12 protein-coding genes and 1 pseudogene are annotated in these 10,108 nt (G+C 69.5%); 9 read left to right on the top strand and 4 right to left on the bottom strand.

The annotated features are described in order from the left end of the window. A pseudogene (locus ACPYOG_RS17345) lies at nt 1–265 on the bottom strand (LssY C-terminal domain-containing protein); the annotation flags it as partial. 76 nt (nt 266–341) lie between these two features. Here ACPYOG_RS17345 and ACPYOG_RS17340 point away from each other — a divergent pair. The 3 genes from ACPYOG_RS17340 to ACPYOG_RS17330 all read left to right on the top strand — a co-directional run bounded on the left by ACPYOG_RS17340 (nt 342) and on the right by ACPYOG_RS17330 (nt 2,675). Then, complete coding sequence (locus ACPYOG_RS17340; RefSeq protein WP_481295402.1) at nt 342–1,148, top strand: isocitrate lyase/PEP mutase family protein; 807 nt, start codon at nt 342–344, stop codon at nt 1,146–1,148. Nucleotides 1,149–1,228: 80 nt separating this feature from the next. Then, the gene (locus tag ACPYOG_RS17335; protein WP_481295401.1) at nt 1,229–2,251 is read left to right on the top strand and encodes an MDR family oxidoreductase; all 1,023 of its coding nucleotides are present in this window, start codon (nt 1,229–1,231) and stop codon (nt 2,249–2,251) included. Nucleotides 2,252–2,276: 25 nt separating this feature from the next. Continuing rightward, the gene (locus tag ACPYOG_RS17330) at nt 2,277–2,675 is read left to right on the top strand and encodes a DUF1304 domain-containing protein (protein WP_090035376.1); all 399 of its coding nucleotides are present in this window, start codon (nt 2,277–2,279) and stop codon (nt 2,673–2,675) included. 76 nt (nt 2,676–2,751) lie between these two features. Here ACPYOG_RS17330 and ACPYOG_RS17325 read toward each other — a convergent pair whose 3' ends face one another. Continuing rightward, nucleotides 2,752–4,038 (bottom strand): FAD-dependent oxidoreductase, encoded by a 1,287-nt coding sequence (locus tag ACPYOG_RS17325; RefSeq protein ID WP_481295400.1) that lies wholly within the window; start codon nt 4,036–4,038, stop codon nt 2,752–2,754. Between the two features lie 23 nt (nt 4,039–4,061). Here ACPYOG_RS17325 and ACPYOG_RS17320 point away from each other — a divergent pair, with 23 nt between their 5' ends. After that, on the top strand, nt 4,062–4,451 hold the full coding sequence (locus ACPYOG_RS17320; RefSeq protein ID WP_481295399.1) for a DUF1304 domain-containing protein: 390 nt from the start codon (nt 4,062–4,064) through the stop codon (nt 4,449–4,451). Nucleotides 4,452–4,456: 5 nt separating this feature from the next. Here ACPYOG_RS17320 and ACPYOG_RS17315 read toward each other — a convergent pair whose 3' ends face one another. Then, entirely contained in the window at nt 4,457–4,843 is a 387-nt protein-coding gene (locus tag ACPYOG_RS17315; protein WP_481295398.1) for a hypothetical protein, read from the bottom strand. 108 nt (nt 4,844–4,951) lie between these two features. Between ACPYOG_RS17315 and ACPYOG_RS17310 the strand changes: the two genes are divergently transcribed. From ACPYOG_RS17310 to ACPYOG_RS17290, 5 genes are all read left to right on the top strand, one after another. Further along, complete coding sequence (locus tag ACPYOG_RS17310; protein WP_481295397.1) at nt 4,952–6,133, top strand: ROK family transcriptional regulator; 1,182 nt, start codon at nt 4,952–4,954, stop codon at nt 6,131–6,133. A 150-nt stretch (nt 6,134–6,283) separates the two neighbouring features. Then, nucleotides 6,284–7,399 (top strand): ABC transporter substrate-binding protein, encoded by a 1,116-nt coding sequence (locus ACPYOG_RS17305; RefSeq protein ID WP_481295396.1) that lies wholly within the window; start codon nt 6,284–6,286, stop codon nt 7,397–7,399. 145 nt (nt 7,400–7,544) lie between these two features. Next, the gene (locus tag ACPYOG_RS17300) at nt 7,545–8,375 is read left to right on the top strand and encodes an ATP-binding cassette domain-containing protein (RefSeq protein ID WP_481295403.1); all 831 of its coding nucleotides are present in this window, start codon (nt 7,545–7,547) and stop codon (nt 8,373–8,375) included. Further along, a complete protein-coding gene (locus ACPYOG_RS17295) occupies nt 8,372–9,640 on the top strand; it encodes a sugar ABC transporter permease (protein WP_481295395.1) in 1,269 nt (422 codons plus the stop codon). The genes ACPYOG_RS17300 and ACPYOG_RS17295 overlap by 4 nt, the downstream gene beginning before the upstream one ends. Before the next feature lie 50 nt (nt 9,641–9,690). Further along, complete coding sequence (locus ACPYOG_RS17290) at nt 9,691–9,927, top strand: hypothetical protein (protein ID WP_481295394.1); 237 nt, start codon at nt 9,691–9,693, stop codon at nt 9,925–9,927. On the opposite strand, the gene ACPYOG_RS17285 is transcribed toward ACPYOG_RS17290, so the two are convergent. Then, the coding region (locus ACPYOG_RS17285; RefSeq protein WP_481295393.1) for a hypothetical protein at nt 9,882–10,108 on the bottom strand (227 nt) is incomplete at its 5' end. The two genes, ACPYOG_RS17290 and ACPYOG_RS17285, sit on opposite strands and share 46 nt — an antisense overlap.

Below are 10,108 nucleotides of genomic sequence, written 5' to 3'. Positions count from 1 at the left end.
AATAGTCCGGGACGTAGATCTCCGTGAGAATGCGGTGCAGGCGAGGGAGCACCAGGTATGCCAGCACGATCCAGAACAGCACGAAGAACAGGATGAGGAACCAGCCCCACTCGAAGCTCTCGGTGAGCACCATCCACGCCAGCCAGATGGCGGAGACTCCACCGAAGACGAAGAAGACGTAGTCGACGACCGTGCTGCGGGAGGCAGGGCGACCCAGTGCCGAACGGGTCTTCGGCACCTCCTGCGGCTTCTCCGCCTGGGCCATGCCGCCATCCTAGAGTGACGGCCACCCGCACCCTAGGTGCAGTTCCCTCGGCCGCCGATCCCTCTAGGATCGCGGCATGACCAGTATCGAGGCACGCGGCAGCGAACTCCGGCGGCTCCACGCGGCTCCGGAACTCCTCCAGGTCGTGAACGTGTGGGATGCCGTCAGCGCGCGCGTGATCGCCGAGCTCCCGGAGACCCGGGCGCTGGCCACGGCCAGCCACTCCATCGCGGCGACGTTCGGCTATGAGGACGGCGAGAACATCCCGCTCGACCTGATGCTCGACATGGTGGGCCGGATCGTCGCGGCGACGGAGCTGCCGGTCAGCGCCGACCTCGAACGCGGCTACGGCGACGCCGGGGAAACGATCCGGCGTGCGGTCGGCGTCGGCGCGGTCGGGGCGAACCTCGAAGACGCGATGGCGCCGTTCGACGAGGCCGTCCCCGCGGTGCGCGCGGCGGTGCGGGCTGCGGACGCGGAGGGGGTCCCCTTCGCCCTGAACGCCCGCACCGACGTCTTCCTCCGGTCCGCTGCCCCGGCCGGAGGCGGGAGCTCGGCCGAGGAGACGACCGTCGAGCAGAAGATCGAGGAGGCCGTCCGCCGTGGGCGCGCCTTCCTCGCCGAGGGCGCGACCTGCGTCTTCGTCCCGGGGAAGCTCGACGAGCACACGATCGAGCGGCTGGTGGACGGCCTCGGCGAGCGCACGCTCAGCGTGATCGCGGTACCCGGATCCGTCCCTACCGCACGACTCCAGGAGCTGGGCGTCGCCCGCGTCTCCTACGGCCCGTGGACGCAGCGCGTCGCCCTGACGGCGCTGCGCCATGCGGCCCAGGGCCTCTATGCGGGCGGCGTACTGCCCGACGGCACGCTCCTTCTGAACTGAACGCGAGGGCGGACGCGAGGGCGAGCACGAGGGCGAACCGGGGACGCGGGCGGCCGAGAGCCCCGGCGTAGGGTGAGGCCATGGGCGACTTCCGGGCGATCGTGATCGAGCAACAGGTCGACGGCGGGAGGATCACCGCCCACACCGCGGAGGTCCGGCGCGTGACGGACGCGTTCCTCATGCCGGGCGAGGTGACGATCGCGGTCGAGTTCTCGGACCTCAACTACAAGGACGGCCTCGCCATCGCGGGGCGTCCCGGTGTCGCGCGCACGTCTCCGCTGATTCCCGGGATCGACATCGTCGGCACGGTGGAACAGTCGGAGGACCCGCGCTGGCGGCCCGGCGACCGCGTGGTGCTGAACGGCGACGGGATCGGTGAGACGCACCACGGCGGGCTCGCCGAGAAGGCCCGCGTGCGGGGCGACGCGCTGGTACGCATCCCCGACTCGATCACCTCCGAGCAGGCGGCGGCGATCGGCACGGCGGGGTTCACCGCGATGCTGTCCGTCCTCGCGCTGGAGCGCAACGGCGTGGATCCGCACGAGGTCGCCGAGAGCGGCAGCCGAGTGCTCGTCACCGGCGCCGCCGGCGGTGTCGGGTCGGTCGCGATCGCCCTGCTCGGGAAACTGGGGTACCCGGTCACCGCATCCACAGGTCGCGCGGATGAACTGCGCGACTACCTGACCGACCTCGGTGCGACCGAGGTGATCGACCGGTCGGAGTTCGAGGTGCCCGGCCGGCCGCTGCAGTCCCAGCGCTGGGCTGGCGCAGTGGATGCGGTCGGCAGCCAGACGCTCGCCACCGTGCTGGCGCAGACCCGGTACGGAGGCACGGTCGCCGCCTGCGGGCTGGCGCAGGGTCCGGACCTGCCCGCGACCGTGCTGCCGTTCATCCTGCGGGCGGTGACGCTCGTCGGGATCAATTCCGTGGAAGCGCCCGCTGCGCTGCGGGAGACGGCGTGGCGACGCCTGGCCACGGATCTCGACGAGGAGTCACTCGCGGCGATGACGCGGTTCGTGCCCCTGGCGGAGGCGATTCCGGCCGCGGACGAGATCCTCGCGGGCCGGCTGCGGGGACGCACGGTGGTCGACGTCCGCAACTGAGTCGACCGATCGATATGCTGACGCCATGATCGTCCTCGCCACGGTGCTGGTCACCCTCGCCGCCGCCCTCCACGTCGCCATCTTCTTCATGGAGAGCGTCGCGTGGACGCGTCCCGCGGTCTGGCAGCGGTTCGGCGTCGCCAGTCAGGAGGCGGCGGACACCACGCGGCCGATGGCGTACAACCAGGGGTTCTACAATCTGTTCCTCGCCATCGGGGCGGTCGTCGGCCTCATCCTCTACGGCGTCGGGCAGCACGCGTCGGGGCTCGCACTCATCATCTTCGCGGCGGGAAGCATGGTCGGCGCAGCGGTCGTCCTGGTCACCACAGGCCGCGGGTACGTGCGACCCGCCATCATCCAGGGCCTGCTGCCGCTGGCCGGACTGGTGCTGCTGCTCATCGCGCTCGCGACCGGGCAGCACTAGCCGGACAGCGCCGGACGGCAGCGCGGCAGCGCCAGACAGCAGCGCACGACGGTAGCGCGGGCAGCGATGGACCGTGTCAGCGGAACTCCGGGGCCACCGTCTCCGGACGCAGCCCCCGGCCGATCAGGCGCGACGCGAGCATCTGCGTCACCGGCGTCGCCGCAGCGATCGCCACGCGGGCTGGCCCGGGCATCGGCTCCGGCAGCAGCCGCACGCCCTCCGGTCGCGAGATGAACCGGTGCGCGGCGAGCTGGATGCGCTGCATCCCGGCGACCGCGGGCATCCGTCGCCGCTGGATGCCGTCCAGCAACCGCAGGTCTACGCCGGGCTCCGTCTCCCGACCGGCGGCGCCCGCATCCCCAGCGCCCGCACCCCCGGCCCCCACCGGTCCGAGCTCTCGCAACGTCGCGGTGAGGGCGTTCGCCGTCGCCACCGCATCCTGGATGGCGTAGTTCACCCCGACCCCGAAGGCCGGCGACATGGCGTGCGCCGCATCGCCGATCGCCAGGAATCCGCGGCGGTACCAGCGCGGCAGCCGGTCGATCTGCACGCTCAGCAGCTTGACCTGATCCCAGTCGGTGATCGTCTCGAGCACCGCTCGCAGATGCGGCGCCGCGCCGACCACCGCCGTGCGGAAGGCCGGAAGGCCGGCTTCGCGCAGCTCGTCGAAGCCGCCCTTGCGGATGATGAGGCCGAGCTGAACGTAGTCCTCGCGCTCGATGCTGACGACCATCCCGCCGCTTCCGACGTAGGCGAGCGTGTGCTCAGGCAGGTCCTCGGGCTTCGGGATGCGGAACCAGAGCACGTCGATCGGCACGCCGAACCGCCGGGGACGCAACCCCGCCTGGTCGCGGAGCACCGAGGCGCGGCCGTCCGCCGACACCGTCAGGCGCCCGCGGACCTCCAGCGCGCCCTCCGGCCCCTGCGCCCGCACGCCGCGCACGGCGCCGCCCTCCCAGATCAGCTCGGTCGCCTCCGTCTGCATGAGCAGCCGGAACTTCGGATACCGTGCCGCGTCCTCGGTGAGGAAGGTCAGGAAGTCCCACTGCGGCGCCAGCACGAGGAAGTCGTCCGGTGCCGGGAGCCGGCTGAAGTCGATGGGATGCAGCCGGTTGCCGTTCACGACGACGTCGAGGCTCGTGACGCTGGTGTGCGGAAGCCCGAGGAACCGCTCCCGAAGTCCCAGCTGACCGAGCACGGTGATCGTGGACGGATGGATGGTGTCCCCCCGGAAGTCCCGGAAGAAGTCGGCGTGCTTCTCGAGCACAACGACGTCGACCCCGTTGCGCGCCAGGATCAGGCCCAGCATCATCCCGGCCGGGCCGCCGCCGACGATGACGCACGTGGTGTTCAGCGTCTCCATGGCTGGAAGCGTATCCTCCCGGCATGGCGATCATCGGCAGCGTCCTCATCGCCGCGGCGGCGCTGGTGCAGCTCAGCTTCTTCGCGATGCAGAGCGTGCTCTGGCCGGCGCCCGGAGTGTGGAGGCGCTTCGGGGTGGCCTCGCAGTCGCAGGCGGACGCGGTCCGCCCGATGGCGTACACGCAGGGGTTCTACAACCTGTTCCTCGCGGGCGGGTCGGTGGTCGGACTGCTGCTCTACTGGACGACGCTGCGCCAGGTCGGCTTCGGGCTCATCTTCTTCTGCGGCGTCTGCATGATCCTGGCGTCGCTGGTGCTGCTGACGATCAGCCGTCGATACTGGGCCGCGGCCCTGCTGCAGGGCGCGCTGCCGCTCGTCGGCCTCATCCTGTTCGTGATCGGCGAGAACGAGTAGCGCGACTACTCGATGACTTCGCCGTCGGCGGTGAGCTCGCTCCCGTCGACGCGCAGCGCCTCCACCAGGCGTGCGGCGTGCGGGGTCGAGACGATGATGCGCGAGTACTCCTCGCCCTCGAGGTCGATCACGACAGCGGCTCGCTGCTTGCCTTTAATCAGGAGGAAGTCCTTGCCGCCGTGGAACTTCCACGTGCCGATCGACAGCGTCAGCGGCACGGCGGCTCCGGGGGCGCGGATGCCTCGGATCCAGATCCACGGATCCTCCGTGATGGCGACCGAGCGGATGCTGTCGCGCGGCACCACCAGGTCCTCACGCTTCATGGCCAGCACCTTCTCGGCCCGCGTGAGGTGGATCTCCAGGCGGTCGGGGTGAACGTGCAGGTCGGACATGGCTCTATCCTGCCAACTGCACCCCTCCGGATGGGCGCAGGAAACCTCACAAAGCGATTACTTTCACAAAAGACGAGCGACCGATCCCGGGCATGTATCCTTCTCGTCGTGGCAACGCAGCGACGAACTCCGGGTTCGCAGACTTCACTTCGTGAAGCCAACCGAGCCCGCATCGTCGACGCCATCAAGAAGCACGGCGGCCTCACCCAGGTCGAGCTGGCGGGCGCGACCGGCCTCTCCCCGGCCACCGTGTCGAACATCGTCAAGGAGCTCTCGACATCCGGGCTCCTGCACACGACGCAGAGCATCCGCTCCGGCCGCCGGGCCCAGCACGTCACCCTCGCACACGCGCTCGGACTGGTCGTCGGCGTGCACTTCTCGACGCGTCATCTGCGCGTCGCGCTCGCCGATGTCGCCCACACGGTCGTGGCCGAGAACCACATGCCGCTGGCGCGGGACCATCGCGCGGACAACGAACTCGACAAGGTCGCACTGCTCCTGAACGACATGCTGGAGTCGGTGGATGCGTCCCGCGACGACCTCCTCGCGGTCGGCATCGCCGTGCCCGCCCCGATCGACCGCGCCACCGGGACGACCGCCCGCAGCGGCATCATGCGCGGCTGGGACGGCGTGGTGATCGCCGAGTCGATGGAACGGCGGATCAAGCGGCCGGTGTTCGTGGACAACGCCGCCAATCTCTCCGCCCTGAGCGAGTCGCGCTTCGGCGCCGGCCGGGGCAAACGCAACACGGTCACCTTGGAGATCGGCGACGGGATCGGCGCGGGGCTGCTGCTGAACGGCCAGGTCTTCCGCGGGAACCGGGGCATCGCCGGCGAGTTCGGCCACACGACGATCCGCGAGAACGGACCGCTCTGCCGTTGCGGCAACCGCGGCTGCCTGGAGGCGATCGCCGGGGGTCCGGCCATCCTCGAGGAACTGCGCGACCACCTCGGCACGCTCAAGCTCGGCGACCTCGTCCTGCAGGCGATGGCAGGGGATGCGCGCTGCATCCGGGCCATCGCGGACGCGGGCCGGCACATCGGCGTCGCGACGGCCAACCTGTGCAACCTGATCGACCCGGAGCGCGTCATCGTCGGGGGAGAACTGGCCCGCGCGGGCGAGCTCCTGCTCGGTCCGATGCGGCACGCGGTGGAGCGCTCGATCATCGTCAACCCCGACCTGATGCCCGACATCGTCCAGGGTCAGCTCGGGATGCGCGCCGCCGCGCTCGGCGCCGTGGCCTACGCCGTCGACTGCGTATCGCTCGACTCGAACAGCCTCTCGTACTGACGCGTGCCCTGCGTCGACGGCGGCCGTGTCCCCCGAAGACGTCCCCAACCGTTATCGAATCCGTTGGCTTCAAGTCTTGACGCCAAATCCACCGACTGGCACACTCAACGAAGCCGCCAACGAAGGCGGTTCCGAATCGGAGGTTTTTCAATGAAGATCGCCACCAAGAGAGCGGTCATCGCGTCCGCTGCGATCCTGCTCACAGCCGTCACCCTCACAGCGTGTTCCAACGGTTCCGGAAACAGCTCGGGAGGGAGCACGTCAGGCGCCTCGACCGCCCAGATCGGTCTCCTCCTGCCCGACTCGGTCACCGCGCGGTACGAGGCGGCCGACAAGCCCTTCTTCGAGGCCAAGGTCAAGGAGCTCTGCTCCGGCTGCAAGGTCCTCTACGCGAACGCCGACGGCGACGCCAGCAAGCAGCAGCAGCAGGCGGAGTCGATGCTGACCCAGGGCGTCAAGGTGCTCGTCCTCGACCCGTTCGACGGGGAGGCGGCCGCTTCGATCGTCGGAGAGGCCAAGGCGAAGAACGTGCCGGTCATCTCGTACGACCGACTGATCAACAGCCCGGACAGCAACTACTACATCTCGTTCGACAACGAGAAGGTGGGCCAGCTCCAGGCGCAGGCCCTCGTCGACAAGCTCAAGAAGGACGGCGTGGCCTCCGGCAGCGGCATCCTCATGGTCAACGGCTCGCCGACGGACAACAACGCCACCCTGTTCAAGAAGGGCGCGCACAGCGTCATCGACTCCAGCGGCTTCAAGGTGCTGGCCGAGTTCGACACACCAGGATGGGACCCGGCGAAGGCCCAGGACTGGGTGTCCGGTCAGGTCTCGCAGTTCAAGGACCAGATCAAGGGCGTCTACGCGGCCAACGACGGAACCGGCGGCGGTGCGATCGCGGCCATGAAGGCGGCCAACCTCAACCCGTTCCCCCCGGTGACGGGTCAGGACGCTGAGCTGGCGGGCATCCAGCGCATCCTCTCCGGCGACCAGTACATGACCGTCTACAAGGCGATCAAGCCGGAGGCCGAGAAGGCCGCCGAGCTCGCCATCGACCTCACCAAGGGCAACAAGCCGAAGGGCGACACCACGGTGAAGACGGCCGGCGGCGCCGAGATCCAGTCCTTCCTGCTCACCCCGGTGGCCGTCACGGCGGACAAAATCGAGAGCACGGTCGTGAAGGACCAGTTCTACGGCTCCGACTCCGTTTCGAAGATCTGCACGGCCGCGTACAAGGCGGCGTGCGACAAGTACGGCGTCAAGTAATCACTGACGGACTCCCGGCCCGGGCTGCGCCCTCCTACCCGAAAGGGGAGCGCATCCAGGGCCGGGAGGTTCCGTTTCACCCGTTCCGCTCTACCCTGAGAACAGGAAACATGCTGCGCACAGCTCGAAGGAGAACGCCGTGACCATGGAATCCGCCATCGTGGACGGGGAGCGGTCCACCCGCCAGCCCGTCCTCTCCCTCCGGGGGGTATCGAAAGGCTTCGGCGCCGTCCAAGCGCTCACCGACATCCACCTCGAGGTCTACCCGGGCGAGGTCGTCGCCCTCGTCGGCGACAACGGGGCCGGGAAGTCGACCCTCGTCAAGATCCTCGCCGGCGTGCACCCGCAGGACTCGGGGACGATCGAGTTCGACGGCCAGGTCGTCGGCATCCCGACGCCGTCCGCATCGCGGCAGCTCGGCATCGCGACCGTCTTCCAGGACCTCGCGCTCTGCGACAACCTCGACGTCGTCTCCAACCTCTTCCTCGGCCGCGAGATCAGCCGGGGCACGCTCGACGAGGAGGAGATGGAGAAGCGGTCGTGGAGCCTGCTCCGCCAGCTCTCGGCGCGCATCCCGTCGGTCCGCATCGCCGTCGCGTCCCTCTCCGGCGGCCAGCGGCAGACCGTCGCCATCGCACGATCCCTCATCGGCGACCCCCGCGTCGTCATCCTCGACGAGCCCACGGCGGCGCTGGGCGTCGCGCAGACCGCCGAGGTGCTCAACCTGATCGAGCGCCTCCGCGAGCGCGGGCTCGGCGTCATCCTGATCAGCCACAACATGGCCGATGTCCAGGCGGTCGCCGACCGGGTCGCCGTGCTGCGGCTCGGGCGCAACAACGGCGACTTCCGCGTACCGGAGGTCAGCTACGAGGACATCATCTCGGCCATCACCGGAGCCACGGACAACGTCGTCGTCCGACGCGCCGAGCGGCTCATGGAGGCCGAAGAATCCACCGAACGGAGCCCGGAAGCATGAGCAAGGCAGCCCAATCCACTGCTCCGGAGAGCCCGGCCGAGCTTGCGGCCGACCTCCAGGACGAGCGGCTGATCCGCACCGAAGGTCTCGGCGGCGCCGCACGCGCCTTCGGGCGCCGCGTGCGCGGAGGCGACCTCGGGTCGCTGCCGGTCGTCATCGGCCTCGTCGTGATCTGGGTCGTGTTCCAGATCCTCAACCCGAACTTCCTCAGCGCGAACAACCTGGTCAACCTGACCTTGCAGTGCGCCGCGATCGGGACCATCTCGATCGGCATCGTCCTCGTGCTGCTGCTCGGGCAGATCGACCTGTCGGTCGGCTCGGTGAGCGGTGTGGCGGCGGCCGTCCTGGGCGTCGGCTTCACCCAGCTGCACTGGCCGCTCTGGCTGACGGTGATCGTCGCGATCCTGGCCGGCTCGGCGATCGGCCTGCTGTACGGGTTCCTGTTCACTCGGTTCGGCGTCCCGAGCTTCGTGATCACGCTGGCCGGTCTGCTCGGTTTCCTCGGACTCCAGCTGTGGATCCTCGGGCCGAACAGTTCGATCAACATCCCGTACGACTCGTGGATCGTGAAGTTCGCGCAGCAGACGTTCCTCCCGCCGTGGGCGGCCTACGCGCTCGCGATCATCGCAGCCGGCGGGATGTTCCTCTCCGACTGGCGGCGGAACGTCCGGCGCCGGAAGGCCGGGCTGTCCGAGGGCTCGCTGGCCGTGGTCGCGATCCGGGCCGGGCTGCTGCTCGTCGGACTCTGCATCAGCGTCTGGTACCTGTCCACCGACCGCGGCACCGGGGCCATGTTCCTGCTGTTCGTGATCCTCGTCGTCGTGATGAACTTCTTCCTCACCCGCACCCGCTGGGGCCGGTCGGTCTTCGCGGTGGGCGGTTCGGTGGAGGCGGCACGACGCGCCGGCATCAAGGTGAACCGGGTGTTCATCAGCGTCTTCATCCTCACCTCGACGTTCGCGGCGGTCGGCGGGCTGCTGGCCGCGGCGCGACTCGCATCCGTCAGCGCGTCCTCGGGCGGAACGGACACCAACCTGAACGCGATCGCCGCCGCCGTCATCGGCGGGACGAGCCTCTTCGGCGGACGTGGATCGGCCTGGTCGGCGCTGCTCGGCATCCTGGTCATCCAGTCGATCTCGAACGGCCTGACGCTCATGAATCTGGACTCGTCCTACCGGTTCATGATCACCGGAGCCGTGCTGCTGCTGGCGGTGATCATCGACTCGCTGTCGCGGCGCTCCCGAGCGTCGCACGGCCAAGCCTAGGGACGCCGTCCCCGCTGTGTCGTGACAGGCGGGCGTGGGAAAGTGGTGGGATGACCCGGACCACCACCTTCCGCGCCCGCCTTCTGCGCTCCGGGGTGGAGCCGCAGACGGTGACTGTGCGGTCGGCCTCCGACGCACCGCCGCGGACGCTGCGGCGCGCGGCCGGGGGCGGAGGGTCGCTGAACTTCGACGTGTACGCGCTGCTGGACGCGGACGGCTGGCCGGCTTCCGCGACGTATACCTACGTCCAGTCCCTGTCGCGCGAGCCGGCGTCGCCGGACGCCTGACGCGCCTCCGCCCCGGCTGCCCGTCGCGCCTCCACCCCGCACGCCTGTCGCGCCTCCACCCCACTCGCCGAAGTGCTCGTTGTTGCAGTTCGCGACGGCGTGTCGGGTGCGACTACGAGCACCTCGGTGTTCCTACTGCGGGATCTGTCTCTTATACACATCTGACGCTGCCGACGACGGA

This window comes from Leifsonia sp. HAY1-4F, assembly GCF_056755275.1.
This window is presented reverse-complemented; position numbering and strand designations above follow the sequence as displayed.